We start from the raw sequence: 19,813 nt of genomic DNA on the forward strand, positions 1-19,813 counted from the left end.
TCATCAGCTGGCGAATATGATTCCGACCTCGGTTCCGGCCGGAACATGGTCGGCAAGTCGAGCACGCAGGTTCGCCGCGCGTTGCGCTTCGAATAGATCGTGGAATACGCCGAGTTCCGACCGGTCCTCGGCACCGCGCCTGATTTCCTCGGCGCAGTCCGTTGCCAGGCGACCATAGGCCGGCTCGCCGTAATGGATCGTCGCAAATCGCGGCGCGACGCGAAGCTGCTCCGCATGGCGCAACGTGTGCCGTTCGGCCCGAGACAGACGCTCCGCCCCCTGCTCGCTCTCCTCGATCGCTTTTTCGGCGAGGTCCGGCTGGCAATAGTATCGCGGCGGCGTACGCGAGTTTGGCGCCACGTAGCAGTACCGGATGCAGCCCCACTGACGACGCGCCACCTTGATATGGTCGGTGAAAATGGAGTTCTCGGCGAGCGCGACCGCGTGGACATGAACGTGTCCGAGGAAAGTCGCGCGCTTCGCGGTCAGCGTGATGGGGGCAACCGCGCCTTCGATGGCGCCAATCGCCGGCAGGTCGTCGCTGGTGGCATCGACCATGCTGTCGCTGACTTGCAGCGCGACCGGATCGACCGTCACGTCCTCCTGCGCGGCGTGAATGGCACCGACGATGCTCCGCTCGATCCTAAGGCGGGCCGAGACATTTATCAGCGCAAGGCTCGGCTCGGTCTGGCGGTGAAACCTCGTGTCACTTTGAATCGACCAACCCGGCACCAGCGTGCAGTCCCGGATCGCGATCTCATCGAACGTGCCGCGAAACTCCAGTCCGCGCCCGCTCACGAGCAGACCATTGAGAACAAACCGGCTTCCGGTGTCGCCGCCTTTGACCATGAAGGCGTCCGGGCGGCCCGCGCGCCGATCGAGCAGATTGATCACCGGCCGCCTCTGATTGGCGCTTCGAATTTCAAGGCTGCGCTTCTTGTCGAAGTCGATGTCGATCTCCTCCGCATAAACGCCATTGTCTACCACTTCGATCACGGCCTTGTCGCAACCGTCCGTGCGCCAGCTATCAAGTGCCTGTGCGATAGTCGTGTACTCGGTGCCCTCGCCGACGCGGTAGATTCGCACGCCCGCCGGGACATCTGGCGTGCGCTGATACTCGCCGCCGCCGATGTCACAGCCGAACGCATAGTGGTAGGACACGATGACGTCCCCCGTCGGCGATTGCGTCGGCGGAAACGCCAGGCGGCCGAGTTCGGGATCGATGGCGACGAAGCCGTGCGGTGGACGAAACCGCCAGTCGGCCAGATCAGCCGGGATGATGCGCGAGGCCGGCACCGGCACGGCGTTGGAGTTTCCCGCCCAGCCGGGCGCCCAGACGGCAAGGCTCCTGCCGTCGCCGTAATAATGCGCTGACGCCTCGATGTGCTCGACACCATCGACCGTGACGCGCCGCTCGAGCGCGCGACGGCGCAATGGCACCGGCAGGTTCTTCTCACCAGCAATGTCTTCGGGTTCGGGATCGGGAACCGGCAGCGTGTAGAGCGGGGCGTCATTGCCGAGAATGCTGAACGTGTAACAATGGTCGCCGGCCTCTTCGAGGCAGTAGGCGATCGTTCGCGTCACCGGATAGACCGGCAGGCGCCAGACATAGACCGCGACATTGTCGGCATTGTAGGCGCCCAGCGACCGATCCGAGTTGATGGCCCGCATTTCGACCGCGTGGCTCGCCGAATCGAAGGGGGTGCCGAGCAGCTCAAGCCGTTCCGTCAAACGGAGATCGATCGTTCCGCCGCGGCGCAACCGCAGATGATCGATCGACTGCGTCTGTCCGAGCCGGCGCCCCAGCTCAACGGCGCGCGCCGGCCAACCTGCCACGGCCTCGGCCAATTGCTCGAGCAGCCACAACGATCCCTTGCGACGGCGCAGACGGACGGCGTTGGCGACCTCGCTCCGCGCCGAGAGAATTCTGCTGTTCGGTTGCGCGCCCGCGCCATCCACCACCCCCGTCCCGGCGGGGGGCCGATAGCCGATCAGATCGCCGATATAGGGCACCACCCAGTCATCGCAGGTTTCGATGAACCAGTTCTCGTAGAGTTGGGCGATATCGCTCTCGATCAGGTCAACCTGCTCGCCGATCAACCCGAGCAGTTGCTGCAGGGGCGCACCGACCTCGGCGTCCCGCTGCCGGTAGACCACCGGGAGGAGATTGTAGAGGCGCTCGTTCACCGGCCTGTCGGGGCGATCGGTTGTGACGGTCATGGGGCGACCTCCGAGAGCATCAGCGTGACGGACAGCTCCGCGCTCAGAAAGGCGAGTTGGGCCGGCAGCGGCTTCAGCGTCACAGGATCGATCCGCACCGGCCGGACCTCGATCGAGGACGGCGGCGGCCCAACGCCAAGGCTGGCCAACTTTCGCCGGAGGCTGCTGTCGAGGTCGACATCCGACGCGCTCACTGAATCGAACGTGACGACGTTGACTGCGGCGACACCCGGGACGCCCTGAATGGCGGCGGCCACCTCGCTCAAGGCGATCGACTGGCCGAGCTGGCGCCATTCATATCCGAAGCGATCGATCAAGGCGGCGCGGATGTTAGGCTCGACATTCGCCCAGACGCAGTCGGACCTCATGGTTACCCGCGCCGCGACGATCAGAAGCATGAGCTCGCACGTGTCGATCCTGAAAAAGATGTTGGGATCGCCAGCCAGCGCGAGCGCCTGCCGCAGATTGTCGTATTGCGTCACCCTTTTGTTTTCCTGCCAGGTTGGACCTGCAACCGTCAGGTAGACGAGGGGCCGGCGACCGGGTACCGCAATCGCCGCCACCTTGCCTACGCCGCCGAATAGGCTGGCGAAGCCGGCGTAGTCTTCGACGGAGACCAATCGATCCATTGCTACCGAGGCGCGCGGGATGTTTGCCTTGCCCTGGTCGATGACGTCCCGATCGACACCGCCGCTCGTTGCCAACGGGCTTACAACCGCCTTGACGCCGAACGGTCGCGTCGCGAGTTGGCTGATGGCGCCAGTTGAAACATTTCCCTCGGAGCCGAGCCCGATGCGATAGGACGCCGTGACGTTTTCCTGCCCGGTCGGCAGGCGCATACCATTGACGCCGTCGCCGAATATGATCGTCGTCTTGTCGGCCTCGTCGGTTTGCGTGACGTAGCAGCGATCGGACGGGCCGGCATCGGTGAACGAGTCAACCTGCGTCCAGGGGACGCCGTTGACCTGAACCTCAAGCGTCGATTTTGTCCCGCTTGGCGTCGACGCTGCAAGATGCGTGACCGGTCCCTGCTTCAACGTGAACCGCTGCGTCGCCCGCGACGCGTCGCCGCTGCCCAGCACCTCGCGCTTGGTTTCCCCGTGGGTGACGGAGGCAACGTTGCCGTGTATCACGACGGTGTCGCGCTTGTAGGCATAACCGAGCGGGGTCGCGAACTTGAGCCGGGAATGAACGCGTTCGCCCGGATAGGACGCTGGATCGCCGTCGGGCGGCAGCACATCGACGCCCGCCACGGTGACGAGCTCCGCACCCTTGATGCCGCTGGTCGCCTCGATGTCGGTGCGCTCACCCTCGACGATCAGCCGGCGGCCGACTGGAAGGTCGCCATAGAAATCGGCAAGCTCGACGGTGTCGCCAAAGATCTTCTCCTCGATCGGCGTTTCCGCGAGCTCAAGCTGCTCGCTCTGCGCAAGCACGCTCACCGGCCGCACCGCCGACAGCATCAGGTCGGTCGGTCCAAGCCATGGCTTGGTCAACCGCAGGCGGGTCACCCGCCCGGTGATGCCGTATCGCGCAACCGAGACCTTGTGCACTTCTTCGACCTGCGCGATCACCGCTGGACGCGTCCCCGCAAAATCGATCACCACCCAGCTCTCGGGAGCGATCTGGTCATAGGCCGCATCGAGGTCGATCACGTTCGGCGGCTCAGGCGCGAGCGGCGCTACGCGATCGATTGCAAGACCATGCATGGTCGAAACCCGCAGTCGTTCGCCGCCGGCCGCATTCTCGGCCGCATGGCCGATCGGCATCTCGAACGTGCGCCCGTTCGTATTCACCGTCAGAACCGTGGCCTCTTCGGCAAGACCGATCTCGCACGACCAGGCGAAATCATCGAACTTCAGCGTGAAGGTTCGATTCTCAAACGTGGCGACGACGCCCCATCGGCCGACCCGGAAGGACGAAGTGTCGTTGGGCAGGTCGAAGGACTGGCTCGCCTTCTCCGATCCGCGCGCGATCTGCACTAGGACCGACTTTCTTGCGTCGCTGAACAGCGTCTCCATATCGACCACGGCACCGAGATCCCGCGCCCGCCGTGTCTTGCGCGAGATCACCACGCTGATCGAGACTGCATGCGACAACGGCCACTCCTCGGTGCCGATGGCGATGCCATCCTCATCGGTAACCGGCTTCAGGGGCGCGTTGTGTCCGAAGGGTGCGGCCTTGACCCGAAATGCGTGAACCGCGCCGCCCGGCGGCGGCGCCACGGTCGCGTGCCGCACGGCATCGAAGAACTGTGTTCGCGCCTCGGGTTTCAGCAGTCGCACCATCAGCGGCACAGTGCCTGAGTCCGGCGCAAAGGCGAGCGGCAGGCGGCGCGCGATCTCGAGCGGGTCGGCTGGCGACGCGGCAGGCAGCTTGGCGAGGGGTTGCAACAATGCGACGAAGTTGGTGATCCGGGACGCCGGTACCTCTACATTGCTCGCGTTGAGTTGCTGTGGCGGATCAGAACCGAACAGGGTAATTTTGGTGCGCGCCTGCGGTGGCTCCGGCTCGACGGCGGCGATGGTCCTGACGACCGGATCGCTGGCAATCACGAGCAGTGGATCGTTGGACTTGAGATTGGTCGAGAGCCCGGCCGCGTAGATCGTCGGGCCTTTCGCATCCAGTATCTGCGGCCTGGTCAGCCGTGGCGCGAGATTGTTCCACGCCGCCCGCGCGGCGAGGTTATCGGAAACCTCGAACATCTGTGGCAGTTGATCTTGCACAGGCAGGCTCTGAACCCGGCTGCCGACCGGAATCGTCGCCGCGCTGTTCTGATCCAGCGTATAGGCGACGCTGACGGATGCCGAAACGCCCGGACGCAGCGCTGTGCCGACGAGGGTCGCAAGCTCCAGCACCGAACGGCGCTCGACCGCTGTGCGCAGAAAGCCTTCATTGGCAATGCGCTCCTGATAGAAGGTCAAGACATCGGCGACCATCGCCCAGGCATCGAGCAAGGCGATGGCGGGATCTCCGGGCTCGCGGGTCTTCAAGCCGGACAGATCGAAATGCGAAAGCTTGGCCTTCATCGCCTCGACGAAGGTCGGATAGGTTCCGATCCGGTGGCTCAGCGCGCTGAGCCCGGGGCGGTTGACCGTCGACCTCGGCACCTGCGCCGCCGCCGTCGTGAAGCAGTCGCATGGCTCGGTCATTGCCCACCTCGCACCGTAAGAACGAACCTGCCGTTTTCCGGCGACGCGCTGTTGCCGCCGAGACGGGCGATCTCGAGCGGACCGATCGGCAGGACGCCGTCGTAAAGCTTTTCGTCGGGAGCCTGGAAGCGGCGTTGCAGCCTGGTGACGATGACGCTCTCCACACCCCCGACAGCCTGCGCCGCAGCCATCAGCCTGCTGGCGTGGATACTGTCGCCAAAGCTGAGATTGTCGGGATGAAAGAATCCGAGCTGGCCGTCCGGCAACGTGCGATCGGAGAAGATCCCGCGCAGCACCGTCTCGACATGCCCCGTGGCGAAACCGCTTTGCACCTGCACGGTCATGGCGACGTCGATCGGAACATAGGTCGGCGGGACAACGATCACATCGTGCCCGATGCGCTTGAAGCGGAACAGGTAAACCCGGATTTGCCGAAGCAGTGCCGGATCCACCTCCTCCGTGCCGAGCGGGTCGATTGCAACATGCGCCTCGTATCGCGTTCCAACCCATTGCAACTCGGCCGCAGCCCGCTGCACCCTGGGATTGCGTTCGGCGAGGCGCGCATAATCGTCGGCGCTGACGGCGCGGACAAGTTCGCCCTGGAAGGCCTTGGCGGCCAGCAGCTTCACCTTCTCGATCGACTCGGGATCGGTCCCGCCCGTCGACGGCAGCGGATTGCGCACGGTGATCGCAGCCTTGTGCAGGGTCTCCGAGCTCGTTACGATTTGCGTGATCGTGTCGGCCCCCACATTTCCGCCAGATCCGATCCCCACCCGATAAGTTGCCGCGAAATTCTCTCCGATTTCCGGCGCCTTGCCGTTCCTGCCGTCGCCAAAGCGCAAGTGCGCGACACCCTCGTTGTCGATCTCGACGACGAAGTGAAGGTCGTTGCTCCTGCTCGAAAGCAGGTCACGCTGCGGTGTCCAGATCCGCAGCAGCGACTTGAGTTTGTCCTTCAGTGCTCCGGCCGACTTCTCCGCATTCGCCGGATCATTCGGTATTGGCGCCGGTCCCTCTGCAGCAACCGACATCCGATCGCGAAAATTGAGCCACGCCAATTCCTGTTCCGGGTCCGACAGTTTCTGATCCGAGCGGCTCGGATCCGGTTGCGCCTGATTCAATTGCGCGGCAAGGCGCGCCGGCTGCTGCAAATCCGCAAAGGTGAAAGGCGGGGCCGCCCCGTCGAGCCGCGGAGCAATGCTGTACACGATGAGCTGCGGTATCGCCGATCTCGGGTCCTGCAGCAGTTGCTTCATGGCCGCGCCCCGATCGACCTTCGGATCGCGGAACGTGAGTGGTGCCGCGTGCAGCGCCGGCCGGAACTTCTTCCCCGACACCGGCGCGGACAAATCCTCGTAAACGATCCGGCTGCCCTGCCCGGTCCAATCGCCATGATCTGCAAGGATGATATTGCCGCGGGCCACGCTGACAGTGCTCTCGCCCGGGGGATCCAGTGCATTCGACAGCCGCAGCGCGAACGGAAGTGCGTCCTCCCTTGCCCAGGTGATCTCCAGAACCGGCTGGTCGAACAGCGGGTCGCGTCCCTGCTTGACCTCGGTCAACCTCACAAAATGGCGATGGGCGGGATTCGCGTCGACGGCCTTCCCTGTCTCCGGTCCTTTGACTTCCTCGAAAAGGAGAATATCGCCCGGCCGCAAATTGAGCTGGCGCTCGCCGCTGTGCGTTGCCGGCGGCTCCTTTGGCGGCGCGCTTTGCACAGCGTATCCGGTGGACGATTTGGCCGATCGCTTGCGCGCTCTGGGCTTTTCGTACGGCTGCGTTTCGGCCGTGGTGTATTCGGCCGCGGCTGTTTCCTTCCACTCGTCGCGCAGCGTCGCCGAGGTCGCCCCTGCCGGCAGACAACAGTCGCGATCTCTCCAGGCATAGAACGAGATCTCGTTGTGAGCGGCGTGGAGGGCGATCATTCCCTCGGCCATCGGTTCAAAGATCACGGGCCGGTCCGCCGGCCCGAAAGACATCTGATCAAGCAGAAGCGGGCCCCCCTGAGGAGGCCTGGGTCCATCGTAGCCGGCCGCGAAAAGGATCGCGGCAGGATCCTCGATGGTGACATCCTGCGAGCCGCTGTCGACGAAGACAAAGGCGCGCGCGTTGCAGCCTTCATGCATCGCAAAGTCAACCAGCCGGGCGTGACGGCGCACCGAAATGCGCTGCCGCGCGGTGCCAAGATAGGTTTCGGTCGCCACCGCATCCTGGTAGTAGCTGAGATGATCGGCCACATAGGCCAGCACTTCGACCAGCGCGATGCCGATGTCCGGCACATGGTTCTCCCGCCATGCGGGGACCGTCACGGCAAGGCGGTCCAGCATCAGCTGGCGGAAAGAGCCGTAGTCCCTGGCGAGATAGTTGATCTCGGGTACCGGCAGAACGGCCTTTGGAGCTGCCGGCGGCTGCTTGCAGTCGACATCCGAGACCTCGTCGAGCCGGAAGCTGAAGTTGGCCCGCGCATAGCGGGGATCGATGCCGGGCAGGACGCGGTCCGTCGGCTCGCCGTCGTCATCGAGGTCCACCAGGCTCAACGTATAGGTCGACCCGTCGCCCGGACGGTCGATTGCGACCTCCATGCTGTTGTCGCCGTCGGCGTCCTCGGGACCACGCAGCCGAACGCCGGTCACCTTGATGTCGCGCACCCGCGCCCCGCCGGTGATCGCGACATTGGCGGGAACGATCGGCCTTGTGATCCGGTTCAGGAAGAACACCGTCAACGTCAAACGGTCATCGCTGACTTCGATGTAGTCGATGCCGGTGGAACCGCCCTTGCGGATGTCCTGACGCCGCTGCGGCTCGCGGCAGAATTCGGAGGAGTTCGATGCCATGACTTACACCGCCCGCGTTATCTGCACGATCCGGGTCTCGCCGGTCTGTCGCCTGGCGTACTGGACTCCTATCGTAAGCGTTGACTCCTGGCTTGTGACCTGCAGGTCCTGGAGCTCGATCAGATCACCGAGCCAGCGCTGCAGCGCGCCGCGCAAGGAGAACTGAACTGCGGCCGCCATTTCCGGACTGTTGGGAGAAAACACCATCTGCAGGAGCCCGCTGCCGAAATCGGGACGATTGACGCGTTCGCCGGGATTGGTGAACAGCAATTGCTCGATCATCTCGCGGATATGGGTGTCGTCGTCCGTTGTCGCGGTGCGGCCGTGGCTGTCGAAGTGGAGCGGAAAAGCGATGTTCATGACCTCACATCCCCAGTACGCGGGCCTGGTTGGCCGAAATAATCAGAGGGGTACCGCTCGGTATGCACAGCGCCTGACTGTCCTGCAGCAGCACAGGCACGCCATTCGCGAATACCCGCTTTGCTGCATTGAACCAGGTCGGCGCCGTCGCGCAGGGACCATTGGCCCCCGGAGGCGGCGGCAGCGTGCAGAGCGTGACGACATAGACAGACGTCTGCATGGCAACCGGCTGGCCCATCACCAGGACGTTCGGAGCCGTCATCGTCGGCTTCGCCGGCCCCTGATGCGTGCAGGTGACGGTTGTCGAGAGATTGACCAGAAACCCAGGCACTGTTGATCCTCCGGTGCGACTACTTCACGACAAGAGCCAGTTCATTGATGGCGACAACGCCGGCGATAATGCTGATCGATCCGCCCTTGCCGTCGGTGATCATGATACCGGCCGGCGTTATGGTGATGCGCGGTGAGGTCGGCAGCAGGGGCGGACCGCACGAGAGGGTGATTCCGGTTGCAGGATTTCCGCTCACGAAGACGGTATTCTGCGCGACTGTCTGCACGACGACATCCGGAGGCACGATCGGATTGCTCTGCGGCGGCGGAGTTACCGGCGCTTCCGTGGTCGAACCCCAGAAGCAGCCAGTCCAGATCGGCTTGTTGGGATCGCCGTGCTCGAACTCGACCCACACGTTGGTGCCGACCGCCGGAATCACATGAATGCCGCTCTTCACGCCCGCGTTCAGCAGACACGGCAACGCCCAGGTGGTCGGCACTGCCCCCAGCACGTCGGGCACCATCACCAGGATGCGGCCCTTCAGTTCGGGATCGGCATTCATCTCGACGACGCCGCGATACTTCCCGAAAAATCGTTTCTTGGTCCTGGCCTTCATGGGATTACCCGCGGCGTGAGTGAAATCAGCCCTTCCCGCGCCAGGCTGAAGTTCTGCTTGTATTCGCCACGCTTGATGCTGTGGGTGACGCTGCTGACATAGTACAGGCCGTCATAGGCGGTCCCCGCTCCCCTGACCCCGACCAGTTGCCGCGCCTTGAGCGGACGTCCGTAGCGCAGCACGTCCAGCGTTCCGGAACCGGTGATCGCGTCGGGCTTTGCCGACTCGGCGATGCCGAGCAGCGCGGCGGGAATCGGATCGAGGTTCGCGACATCCTCCAGCGGAGCCGAACGCATCGCCAGCGCCGGCCGTATTGCCAGCGGCGGCCGCAGGATGCTGACATCGGGAATCGGAATGGGGATCGGAATCTTTCCGGTGATCGGGTCCATGATGGTGATCGTCGGCTGCACGCGCGCCATGCCGTCATAGGTGAAGCTGAGCGACTCGACATTGGTCTCCGCGTCCATGTCGATGTTGAGGGCCGGCTGCGGGACGCCGATCCTGATCTCCGGACCGAAATAGCCGACGTTGGTCCCGGGGACCGGACCCGCATCGACATAGAAGACGTAGCCGACGTCCTCGGCCGCGCTCTTGAGAAAATTGAGATCGCTGTCGAACGATGTCTTGGTGGGCCAGCCATCGGTAACCAGGGGAACGTCGACCTGCAGTGGCGGCACGACGAGCGGAATGATGCCGTAGGTGGCATATTTGAGCAGCACCAGTTCGACGATCCCCACCGTCGGCAGGCTGGGAAACGGGATTGCTATCTCCAGCAGACCGCCGATCACGCCGCCATTACCAAGGTCCATCATCAGGCTGATGTCCTGCCCGGTCACCGCGAGCGTGGACTGTCCGGGTTCGTTGCTTGGCGTGACCGTGTGCTGCGTGATGATGCCGTCCATCAGCACGGTCGGCAGGCTGTTCACCGTCGCGACGAGAATCACACGGATTCCCGGATTGAAGGCGCCGACCGGCAGCAACTGGGTATTGAGCGGCGATTTCTTGCTCATCGCGAATGTCATCTGGAAACCGCTGGCCTGTCCGGCGCTGACCGTCACCTGGGCACTCGTCAGCGCATCGATGACCGCCTGCGGCGCCGGCACTGGCACCGTCGGTCCCATCAGAAGCGTGAGGTAGAATCCCTTCAGCATTAGCTTTGCGGTACTCCCTGTGGCAGCGTGATGCGGAGCTGGCGGCCGATGGTTTCTGTCAGTTCGTTCGGACGCATGGCGTTGTTGGCGTCGCACAGCCGCCAGAATGCTTCGGGATCGCCAAGAAATTGCGCGGCGATGTTGTCGAGGCGCTCGCCCTGGACCACCCTGTGCGTCTGCAGCAGCGCGAATTGACCGGGTTGCGGCACGAAACGGCGGGTCAGGTAGATGACGGTCTGGCCGTCCCGGGTCTGCAGGGACGTCGTCGCGAGACCAAAGTAACGGCTGGTCGGCCCGAACATCGTCCCCTGCGCGCTCATGGGCGGGACCTGGGTCAATGCGGCGCTCATGGAATCCCTTTCAGGCCAAGGGCGCTGAGCGCGCCCTGCGCGCCCACACGGGCCAGTTGTTCCTTCTGCTGCAGATAGGCCATGAACAGGTTTCCTCCCTTGTGAGCGAAGCCGAGATCGTTGACCGTGAGCACGCGCATGCCGAGGCTGACCTTGGCGCGAATCGGATTGAGATTGGGATCGAAGGCTTCCTCGGTGATGCTGAACTCCGTCAGCCGCACCGGCAGCACGCGCGACTGGCTCCAGACGAACAGCGCGAGCGCTGCCTCCATCGGTGCAATCTCGAGCACACCGCGCTGCGACTGGCTGTTGTTGTCGGCAAGCTGCGCGCTGGTCGGATAGATCATCACCTCGAGCGCGGCGAGCTGCGGAAAGATGCCGAGCCGGGCGACGATCGATGCTGCCGTTTCGAGCTGGTCGGTCGCGTCGATTTCGGCCTCGAGCTTGATGGTCTCGATCGGCGGCGATTTGAGCCGCAGCGCCTCGAGGCGGTCGCCCGGCTCCGGCCCGATACCCTGGGGCTGCAGCGTGCGGCTCAGCGTATCGGGATTGTACTGCAGCACCACGATCTGCGCCGGCACGCCGGAATCCGGATTGAGCAGCACGATGCCGCCCTTGAGGAGTTTCGGTGAGCCGGGGAAAGAGGTCATAATAAGCTTCGCGCCATTGTTTTGCCAGTCATTTCGCAGCTACTGGATAAGGTTCGGGTTTTTGATCAGGTTGACTATTTCGGCCTCCATCGTTGTCTCGAGAGCGCTCAGATTTTTCATTGCTGCTTCATTTTTCGCATAGGACGACGGGTTGTTTCGGGCCCAGTCCTTGTAGGGCATGTTTCCGCGCGATGAATTGACTTCAGCGGGAATCAATTTCAGGTTTTTTCGATAGTTGAATATTTTGACTTGTTGCTCCCAAGACAGCTTCTCAAAGCCGGGGATTTCAAAAATCTTCGACCTTGGATAGACATGATCGACTTCCAGATCGAGGCCGGTCGTTCCAAAGACTTCATCTTTTCCGCCCGCCTTTACCTCCGTGTACTCCTTGCGTTTGCATGCAGCGTCGGTGAGCGCCTTGAGATAATCGGCTCCGGTCGCGTTTATGAGATCTTTTGCCTGTTGCTTCTGCAGCTCGAGATCTGCGGTCGAGCCCAATTCCTCGGCCTCACGCTTCTTCAGCTTCTCGCGCTGAGCTTCCAAATTCCGCCTTCTCTCCAGCAGGGCGCTGTTGTCTTTGGAGGTCTTTAGCTGCTCATCAATCGACTTCAGTTCATTGTTGATCGATTGCAACTCCTTCTGGACCAGCTTCTTTTCCTGCAGAACCTCGTCGATGCGTGATTGCAGATCTTCAATGCGCTTTTCGAGATTCTGTCGCAGCTCTTTCCGGAGCGTGCTTCTGGATGGTTCGCCTGCCGTAGACTCGGCTCGTGAAGATTTCGGATCAGAAGATTTCGCTTCAGGCTCAGCCTTGCTTGAATCGACGAGATCCTTCCCCTCCTCGATCAGTTCGCCCGGCCTAGGGGGTTTCTTTTTGGCTAGCGCATCGGCCGCTGCAAGATTCTTCCCGGGTAGTTTTTGCGGCGGCTTGCCGGCACCTTGGCCGGTGGGCCCACCGCCCGCCGGCGTCTTGCCCGCGCCTCCGACGCTGGCGCCCTTCGGGCCACCAACGCCGCTCTGCCCTTCCGCCATTAATCCCGTAGGCTTGGGCTGAGCAGGTATGAACTCAACGCCAGAAGCGGTTACGGCGTGCAGGCCATCAGCCGGCTGGAGCACGGGCTGCCTGATGGTTGTGGGGCCGCCGCGCGGTTTTAGTATCTCAACGATACCGGGTGAACGAGGTCCGGGAGGTTTCAGATCGGCGAGCTTGCCTGCCTTGTGGAACAGGATCGCGAGGATAATATCTATCCCGAGTTTGCTTATCGCCCGGGCAAATAGCGTTGCAGCCTCGTCGTAGTCTTCTTCGCTCTTTGCGTTGGAGGTTTTCCTGCAGAACTCTATTAGTAGCTTGACGATCTCAATGACTTCCCTGCCAAGCATCAGTACCGTCGCCGCGAGCAGAATGCCGACGAGGATGTCCGCGGCCCAACCTGCTGGCGTGAGTTGCGAGGCAACGTAAACGATTGTAAAGGCCGCCATCATGCCAATGGCTTCCGGAGTGATCAGTTCGTTCAGCCGCTCCAGCCCCTCTCCTTTGAGCTTCTTGGTAAGCGCGAGCGTGATCACCTTCTTGAACTTGTCCCCCAGAGCCATCATCGGCGGGTCTTTGTCGACCTTGGCCTTGTGAGGATCGACATTCCCGGCCGCGATAACTTGTTCGAGCGTACGAGGTTGTTGCTTTGGACGAAGATGTTCCGGTGGAGCCGAGTGCGCGTTCCCGGTGTCCTTCGCCGCAGCAGGTGGCATTCCCCAGCTCTTTGCGACATCGGGAGAGATTGGCGGAAAACTGGTGCTGTCACGCTGAACGAGGGCCTGGCCGGAGGACCCGCCATGACCCGAACCGTCTTGCTGCACCACATGCGCAAGCTCATGGGCGAGCAATCGCCGGCCACCTGGCGATTCCGGCGAAAACTTGCTCGCGCCGAACACAACGTCATTCCCCGACGTGTAGGCGTTGGCCGAAATGTCGCGGGCCGATCGCGCTGCCGCATCATCGGTATGCAGGCGCACCTTGCTGAAATCGTAGCCGAAGCTGTGCTCCATATCCTGCCGCAGGTCCGGGCGAAGCGGCGTTCCCGGTCCGGCCAAGGCTCGCTCAACACTGGGCGGTGCGACACCGGGGCCTTGACCCGTTGTCGTCGCGAAACGTTGAATGGAATTCACTGAAGCATCGGAATGCGACGCAGGCGCAGCCACAACACGATCCGCAACCCGATCGGCCTCTTGCTCCAGCGGATCGGTGGTAGATCCGATCGTAAGCTTCCCCTCGGAACCACTGCTCCCTTTGCAGGCCTCGCATTGCCCACTCATCGCATGATTTCCGCATGCGCATTTGCGTTGCAGAATGCGGCCCGGCGCCATCGGCGTCGCGGTCTGCTTCTGTGCGGTGGCCAGGGTGCGTCCACTCATTGTTTGGCGATCCCCGAAAACACCGAATGCGCAATCCCGCGACCGATCTGGGCGGGCGTCGCCTCACGCGTCACCTGCATCGGCGCGGCATCGACGCACGGCACCGCCCCGCCCGCGGCGATCTCGCCGCTGACGCCGCGGTCCGCGAGCAGCCGGCCGAGCTCGGCTTCGAGCGAGGCCTTGAGAAGCGCTCCGTCCGAGCCATTCAAACGCAAGCCATCGATCACCAGCCGTTCGATATGCAGACGGATGTTCATGCGCTGGCTCCCGCAGGTTCGAGCCAGCGGAAGTCGGCTTCGTTGACCGGGCGGTCGAGCTTGACGAATTCCGCCCGCGCGGCGGCAAGCGCGAGCGGCATCGTCACCGGCGAGTTTGCATAGGCTCCGAGGAAAGCCGCGTTCAGCGCGGCATTGTGAATGCTGCCGCCGGTCAGGTTGAGGCGCGCCAGGCGGTCGTAATCGAGCATGCGCACCGGGGTCTCCGGCGGAAATGCCTTCTGCCACATTGCCCGCCGCTCCGCGACGCCGGGGAACGGGAAATTGACGATGAAACGCAGCCGCCGCGTGAAGGCGTTATCCAGCGCGCCGCGCATGTTGGTGGCGAGGATCGCAAGCCCCCGATAGGATTCCATGCGCTGCAGCAGATAGTTGATCTCGATATTGGCGTAGCGGTCGTGGCTGTCCTTGACCTCGCTACGCTTGCCGAACAGCGCGTCGGCCTCGTCGAAGAACAGGATCGCGCCGCCATCCTCGGCCGCATCGAACAGCCGGCGCAAATTCTTCTCGGTCTCGCCGATATACTTGCTGACCACGGCGGAAAGATCGATGCGATAGAGGTTCAGCCGCAATTCGTTGGCGATGACCTCGGCCGCCATCGTCTTTCCGGTCCCGCTGTCGCCGGCAAACAGCGCGCTGATGCCGAGCCCGCGGTTCGCCCTGGCGCCAAAACCCCATTCGCCATACACCTTGCCGCGCTGGTTGACCTGCGCTGCGATCTGATGAAGCAGACCGGTTTGCTCCGCCGGCAGGACGATATCGTAGAAGCTCGCCTTCGGCTCGATGCGGTGAGCCAGCGCGTCCAGCATCGGCCGCACCCGCGCGCGGCAAGCGTCCCACAGCCGGTCGCGCAACGGGGTTTCTTCGGAGCCCTGCTCGGCTTTGGTGATCGCGGCAACCCTGGCGATATCGGCGATGTTGAGATTGAACTGGCTGGCCAACGCCGCCGGTCCTTGCGCGTCACCTTCACCGCAAATGCGCTGCCAGGCCGCGCGCTGCTCGTCCATCGTCGGCTTGAGGATGTCGACGGTGCTGGATTCGCGCAGCAGCCGCGGCCACGGCTCGCGCACGGACAACATCACGAACCCGCCGGAGCGGGCCAGGAATCGACGGACCGTCGCAGCATGCGCATCGGAAGCGTCGATTTCCTGCGCATCGATCCAGAGCGCGACAGGAAGCAGCAGGCTTTCGCGCTGCCACAGCCTGGCCAGCATCTCCAGCTCCGCCGGTTGCGCCGGCAGCGCGTCGGCCGGCATACGGAAGAGCCGCCGCCTCAGTTGCGCGGCGACGTCAAGCGCAATCAGTTGCTTGCCGCCGGGATCGGCTCCCAGCAATTGAACGATCGGCGGCGGCGCCGTGGTGGAGGCAAGCTGCCAGGGTGCGGTGACCTGCCGGCTGAGCTCGCACTGCGAGGGCGGCATCTCGGCGGCCGGGGAAGCGGATTCGACCGCGGCGACATAGGGCGCCAGGCGATCGTCGAGGTAGTTGAGACCCTTGAGATAGTTGACGATGCGCTCGTCGGCCCGCAGCGCGCTGACGGTCAGCGCCTGGGCACCCGGCTGATTGATCTCGATCAGCTTGAAGTAGCGCAGCGGCCGCTCCGGAGACAGCGCATCCCAGGTGGGGTCATCGAGCAACGACAGGGCAAGCGCGAATGTCGGCGACGTGCGGCCGGGATCGCCCTGTGCCTTTGCAAACAAGGAAGGGAACGCGCTGTCGAATTCGGCGGCGGCGCAGAGCAGCAGCAGATCGCGCTCGAACGGGGAAAGGCCAAGCGTCCGTTCGAGCATCAGGAACGCCGGCAGGCCTTCCTCTCGCGGTTTGGCGGCCGGCGTCTCCGGGCGGGCGGCCGGCGCTTTTGCCTTATCTCCGCTCGCAAGCCGCTCGAGACGCAGCTTCAGCCGCTTCATGGCGGCCGCGAGATGACGCGAATTCAGCGCCTCCCATTTTGCCGCCTCGCTCATCTGATCCTCACCTTCTGTGTGTCTATGAAGGACGGCTGCCGTTTCGAATGATCGACCAGCTGGCTGTCGACGCCGTCAACGCGCAAGCGGATCCAGAATTCCCCCGCAATCGCGTCGGCGACCACAAACGCGAGCTGGTCGGTCTGCGCCGTGCGCGGCGCTGCCGGGATCTCGCGGCTGCCGAGCAGCAGCGCGACGCGCTGCTCGGGGCGGACCTGCGGCGCGCAGGTCAAGGGGATCGTCACCGTGCCCTGCACGATCTGGGCCTCGATCGGCAGTTGCGACGTGATCCGCGGGGCAACCGCCAGCGGCATTTCGTTGCTGGTGTGGTCGGACTCAGCCCGCTTCCGGACCATCACGGCAATGGTGTACAGCCCGGCTGGCAAATTGGCCGGCTCGTTGGGCAGCTTGACGATGACTTCGGAATCGCTCGACGCACCATCGACCGGCAACTCAACCGGCGCGGCCAGCCGCGGGTTGGTAAACTTGACGGTGACCTGGTCACCGGACAGATTGCGCCCGGCGAGCGTGATCGCATCTCCCAGCAGGGCCGCCGGTTGCTTGTTCGGCGGGGCCACGCTGTCGATGGTCGGAAACGGCGAGAGCGCGTTCGCCAGCGAAGAGATGCCGCGGTCGGACTGACCGCGAGTGAGAACCGGAAGCGGCGTCACGACGGATCGCGTGCTGTCGATCAGAACGACAGCGGCCTCGTAGGCCACCGACAGCCGGTATTGGGTCTGAAATCCGGGCCAAAGCTTTGCGATCTCGTCTACCGAGAGCGGTTGCAGCGTGAAGCGAACACGCTCCGCCTGATTCCACAGATCATTGTCAGGAAGAGCCGCCTTGATCTCGTCGGCGCCGAGCAGCGGATGATCGTGCAGCGTGCTCATGGCGCGGCCGAGCAGTTGATGGCTGAACGGGCGTTGCGCATCATTGTCGCGGCCGAACGCAGTGATCAGGTAATAGAGATTGAGTCCGAGAACCGGAGCGCCGAACTCCCCGGGGCGCACTGTCGTCGGAGAGGGCATGTTGCGCCAGCTGTTGCTCGGCATCACGTGATAGAGAAAGATGTTGATCTGATTGGCGCTGTTGCCATTGGTCCGGGCCCGATCCAGCGGCTGCATAGTGACTGTGGTATCGACCAGGTCGGGGTCGGTCGCCACACCCATGGTAAGGAGGTTGCGAAGTGTCGCCGTGACGGCAGCGATGGCTGCGGAGTTGCTCATGGGCTGCTCCGCCCGGAACGCTGGCGAAGGTAGTCGTCGAGACTGGTTGCACCGCTTGACGACCGCGATTTTTGCCGGGGCTCGGCCGACGTCGAGGCCCGCACCTCGACCCTTCCGATGGTTACCTGGATGACCGGCTCCGTAGCCGTCGATCGCTCGTCGCGCGAACCTTCGCGTCGCGCGGCCTGGCTTTGGCGCGAATGCGCGGGGGCCTGCGACGACCCTCGCCTCACATCGAATTCGTCGCGCCGGCGTGGCGTCGCCCGAGGCTCTATCGTCTCCCGGGCTGTCTCGTCGTTCCAATCAACCGCGGATTGGTGCGATGGTTCGGTAATGTCAGGCCTCAAATCAGCGCGCGTGACGTGTAGTGGACCCGTGGGCTCAATGCGATTGTGCGCTTCGCGAGCTTTCGCGCGCTCAGTCGCCATGATCCGCGGTGGTTCATCGCGATCATCGCTGGCCGGATGCTTCACATTGACGCGTCGCGGGGCCGAAACAGCAATGGGAGCCGGATCGGCTAACGGCGCATCGGAGGGATGTCCGCGGCGCTCACTGCTCTGCGCCGCATTCGAAATTGGGCGGGTCGATGCCCGCCCCGACGCTTCCACCGTCGAACCGCTGCTGCGAACCACGTCATCCGGCTCTGCGCGTGGCGGCGGCTCGAGCGGGACACCAACCGTTTCCGCTGTTGCCTCGCCCGGATGCGCGGAAGGGCGATCTGTCCCGGTCGCGGCTGCGATGGACCCGACCGGCGGCGCGATGATCCCGCTCGCACGCGGATGCGAGGTGGTGGATCGCTGCGGCGCGCTGGCCTGCCGCGTGGGAACTTCACGCCCAACTGGAGTCTGAGGCGGCCGCACCGATGTTCGTGTCATCGGGTTTTCGTGCCGCGGCGCAACGACTTCAGAGGCGAAATTATCGTCGCTTGTCTCAGTCGGGCCGTCCCATTCGGAGGCCGGCATCGGGCCGAAGATCGACGGCAGGCGCGGCCTGACGGCAGGCTCCAATGCCGTTGCACGTCGCACAAGGTTGGTCAGGTACCCGCTCATTCGTCCAACAAGTCCAGGTAGCATTGCCGCCGGGGCGAACTGAGCGCCAGGATATCGGCCTCGCGCCAGCCATAGGCGCGCGCGAGCCGGTGAACATCACGCAACAGGCGCAGCGCCCACGCATCGACCGCGCTCCAGAGAAAGCACACGATGCCGAATGGCGCCTGCCATCGCGCCCGACACGCGGAGCAATCCAGATCGAGCCGAATATCGGCATGCGGATCGACAAGTGACAGACGCCCTTCCAGGGCGTCGATTACGGCCGCGGGCAGGTTTGCCGCCGGAACCTCCTGTTCGTCGCGTGATGCACGAAGCACCACACGTTCGAGCAGACGGAGCTTGTTCTCTTCATCCGGCCGGCCCTGGCGCAAGGCCAGCACGTCGCGACTGTTCGGCAAACGAAACACAATGTCATAGCCGTCATGGCTGAACGATAATGGAGCATCAGCCTGTTCAGTGGCGAACTCATCCTCTAGGGCTGCGCCAAACGCTTCGGCATCGAATTCGAGTTCGAGCGATGCACTGCATTCGGGACAGGTTGCCAGCGCCGTAAGCCGCGGACCGAACAAGTCCTGGTGCAGAGTCAGTAGCCGGCGATCCCGTTCGCCGATGGGCAGTTCGGCGACGGCGGCGCGCGGCAGGTCTGCGTGCGCCGCCGTCAATAGCGCGAGTGCGCGTTCATCCTGTCCCGACACCGCTCGCCCGCGCTCCCAGGCCGCTAGCAGATGCTGTGTCGACGGTACCGCCATCGCATCACTGGGCGGGTACGGTGAAGGTCGGTTCGGTCGGCTCGACGACGCTCTCGTCGCGTTCCCAACCCTCGTTTTCCAGCTTGATATGCTGGATCGCCACCGCGTTGGCGTTGGCGTCGAGGTCGGGCAAGGCCTGATATTCCGACACCCAGCAGCGATAGAGCTTGTAGGTGATCACGACCTGCCCGGCCTCATTGTAGACCTCAAGCAGCAGGTCCTTGCGAAAGTCCTTCAGCGAGATCTCGCTTCCGAGCCCGGCACCGAAGTGCCAGACCTTGTTTGCCCATTTTTCAAACTCGGTATCGTGGGTGACACCGCGCTCGAGCGAAATTGCCTCGTACTCGCTGCGGCCCGGGGACTTCCGACTGCTGCTGGGATCGCCACCCTCACGATGCTTGACCACCTCGGTGGTGCGTTTGAGGCCACCGACCTTGCTGATGCCCGCGACGTATTTGCCATCCCATTTCACCCTGAACTTGAAGTTCTTGTAGGGGTCGAAACGGGTCGTATTCACACTGAACTGAGCCATGATGG

General features: G+C 63.5%; 15 protein-coding genes. All 15 read right to left on the reverse strand.

The window, feature by feature from the left end; all coding sequences use genetic code 11:
* Positions 1 to 3 precede the first annotated feature (3 nt).
* The 15 genes from BM118_RS07060 to BM118_RS07130 all read right to left on the reverse strand — a co-directional run bounded on the left by BM118_RS07060 (position 4) and on the right by BM118_RS07130 (position 19,808).
* Entirely contained in the window at positions 4 to 2,220 is a 2,217-nt protein-coding gene (locus BM118_RS07060; RefSeq protein ID WP_092183447.1) for a hypothetical protein, read from the reverse strand.
* On the reverse strand, positions 2,217 to 5,372 hold the full coding sequence (locus BM118_RS07065) for a baseplate J/gp47 family protein (protein ID WP_092183449.1): 3,156 nt from the start codon (positions 5,370 to 5,372) through the stop codon (positions 2,217 to 2,219). Before BM118_RS07065 ends, BM118_RS07060 begins: the two co-directional genes overlap by 4 nt.
* Positions 5,369 to 8,206 (reverse strand): putative baseplate assembly protein, encoded by a 2,838-nt coding sequence (locus BM118_RS07070; RefSeq protein ID WP_092183451.1) that lies wholly within the window; start codon positions 8,204 to 8,206, stop codon positions 5,369 to 5,371. The genes BM118_RS07065 and BM118_RS07070 overlap by 4 nt, the downstream gene beginning before the upstream one ends.
* Positions 8,207 to 8,209: 3 nt before the next feature.
* Entirely contained in the window at positions 8,210 to 8,566 is a 357-nt protein-coding gene (locus tag BM118_RS07075) for a GPW/gp25 family protein (RefSeq protein WP_092183453.1), read from the reverse strand.
* A 4-nt stretch (positions 8,567 to 8,570) separates the two neighbouring features.
* Positions 8,571 to 8,897 (reverse strand): PAAR-like protein, encoded by a 327-nt coding sequence (locus BM118_RS07080; RefSeq protein WP_092183455.1) that lies wholly within the window; start codon positions 8,895 to 8,897, stop codon positions 8,571 to 8,573.
* A 19-nt stretch (positions 8,898 to 8,916) separates the two neighbouring features.
* Positions 8,917 to 9,453, reverse strand: coding sequence for a phage baseplate assembly protein V (locus BM118_RS07085; protein WP_092183457.1), 537 nt, complete (start codon positions 9,451 to 9,453; stop codon positions 8,917 to 8,919).
* Entirely contained in the window at positions 9,450 to 10,604 is a 1,155-nt protein-coding gene (locus tag BM118_RS07090; protein WP_092183459.1) for a hypothetical protein, read from the reverse strand. The genes BM118_RS07085 and BM118_RS07090 overlap by 4 nt, the downstream gene beginning before the upstream one ends.
* Positions 10,604 to 10,954, reverse strand: coding sequence for a LysM peptidoglycan-binding domain-containing protein (locus tag BM118_RS07095; RefSeq protein WP_210189031.1), 351 nt, complete (start codon positions 10,952 to 10,954; stop codon positions 10,604 to 10,606). Before BM118_RS07095 ends, BM118_RS07090 begins: the two co-directional genes overlap by 1 nt.
* Complete coding sequence (locus BM118_RS07100) at positions 10,951 to 11,604, reverse strand: hypothetical protein (RefSeq protein ID WP_092183462.1); 654 nt, start codon at positions 11,602 to 11,604, stop codon at positions 10,951 to 10,953. The genes BM118_RS07095 and BM118_RS07100 overlap by 4 nt, the downstream gene beginning before the upstream one ends.
* Positions 11,605 to 11,643: 39 nt before the next feature.
* Complete coding sequence (locus BM118_RS07105; RefSeq protein ID WP_092183464.1) at positions 11,644 to 14,013, reverse strand: eCIS core domain-containing protein; 2,370 nt, start codon at positions 14,011 to 14,013, stop codon at positions 11,644 to 11,646.
* A complete protein-coding gene (locus BM118_RS07110; protein ID WP_092183466.1) occupies positions 14,010 to 14,270 on the reverse strand; it encodes a hypothetical protein in 261 nt (86 codons plus the stop codon). Before BM118_RS07110 ends, BM118_RS07105 begins: the two co-directional genes overlap by 4 nt.
* On the reverse strand, positions 14,267 to 16,252 hold the full coding sequence (locus tag BM118_RS07115; protein ID WP_092183468.1) for an ATP-binding protein: 1,986 nt from the start codon (positions 16,250 to 16,252) through the stop codon (positions 14,267 to 14,269). The genes BM118_RS07110 and BM118_RS07115 overlap by 4 nt, the downstream gene beginning before the upstream one ends.
* Positions 16,249 to 17,478, reverse strand: a complete 1,230-nt coding sequence (locus BM118_RS07120) for a Pvc16 family protein (RefSeq protein WP_092183470.1) — start codon at positions 17,476 to 17,478, stop codon at positions 16,249 to 16,251. Before BM118_RS07120 ends, BM118_RS07115 begins: the two co-directional genes overlap by 4 nt.
* Before the next feature lie 1,045 nt (positions 17,479 to 18,523).
* Positions 18,524 to 19,222, reverse strand: a complete 699-nt coding sequence (locus BM118_RS07125; protein ID WP_210189032.1) for a T4 family baseplate hub assembly chaperone — start codon at positions 19,220 to 19,222, stop codon at positions 18,524 to 18,526.
* Between the two features lie 58 nt (positions 19,223 to 19,280).
* Complete coding sequence (locus BM118_RS07130; RefSeq protein ID WP_092183474.1) at positions 19,281 to 19,808, reverse strand: phage tail protein; 528 nt, start codon at positions 19,806 to 19,808, stop codon at positions 19,281 to 19,283.
* Positions 19,809 to 19,813: the final 5 nt, after the last annotated feature.

The sequence above is a fragment of the Bradyrhizobium sp. cf659 genome, from assembly GCF_900113725.1.
In the GTDB taxonomy this organism is placed as follows: domain Bacteria; phylum Pseudomonadota; class Alphaproteobacteria; order Rhizobiales; family Xanthobacteraceae; genus Bradyrhizobium.

What these genes read in the sequence shown, in the direction of transcription:
- BM118_RS07060 (WP_092183447.1), bottom strand. Translation starts at nt 2,220, where the DNA reads ATGACCGTCACAACCGATCGCCCCGACAGGCCGGTGAACGAGCGCCTC.
- BM118_RS07065 (WP_092183449.1), bottom strand. Translation starts at nt 5,372, where the DNA reads ATGACCGAGCCATGCGACTGCTTCACGACGGCGGCGGCGCAGGTGCCG.
- BM118_RS07070 (WP_092183451.1), bottom strand. Translation starts at nt 8,206, where the DNA reads ATGGCATCGAACTCCTCCGAATTCTGCCGCGAGCCGCAGCGGCGTCAG.
- BM118_RS07075 (WP_092183453.1), bottom strand. Translation starts at nt 8,566, where the DNA reads ATGAACATCGCTTTTCCGCTCCACTTCGACAGCCACGGCCGCACCGCG.
- BM118_RS07085 (WP_092183457.1), bottom strand. Translation starts at nt 9,453, where the DNA reads ATGAAGGCCAGGACCAAGAAACGATTTTTCGGGAAGTATCGCGGCGTC.
- BM118_RS07090 (WP_092183459.1), bottom strand. Translation starts at nt 10,604, where the DNA reads ATGCTGAAGGGATTCTACCTCACGCTTCTGATGGGACCGACGGTGCCA.
- BM118_RS07095 (WP_210189031.1), bottom strand. Translation starts at nt 10,954, where the DNA reads ATGAGCGCCGCATTGACCCAGGTCCCGCCCATGAGCGCGCAGGGGACG.
- BM118_RS07100 (WP_092183462.1), bottom strand. Translation starts at nt 11,604, where the DNA reads ATGACCTCTTTCCCCGGCTCACCGAAACTCCTCAAGGGCGGCATCGTG.
- BM118_RS07105 (WP_092183464.1), bottom strand. Translation starts at nt 14,013, where the DNA reads ATGAGTGGACGCACCCTGGCCACCGCACAGAAGCAGACCGCGACGCCG.
- BM118_RS07110 (WP_092183466.1), bottom strand. Translation starts at nt 14,270, where the DNA reads ATGAACATCCGTCTGCATATCGAACGGCTGGTGATCGATGGCTTGCGT.
- BM118_RS07115 (WP_092183468.1), bottom strand. Translation starts at nt 16,252, where the DNA reads ATGAGCGAGGCGGCAAAATGGGAGGCGCTGAATTCGCGTCATCTCGCG.
- BM118_RS07120 (WP_092183470.1), bottom strand. Translation starts at nt 17,478, where the DNA reads ATGAGCAACTCCGCAGCCATCGCTGCCGTCACGGCGACACTTCGCAAC.
- BM118_RS07130 (WP_092183474.1), bottom strand. Translation starts at nt 19,808, where the DNA reads ATGGCTCAGTTCAGTGTGAATACGACCCGTTTCGACCCCTACAAGAAC.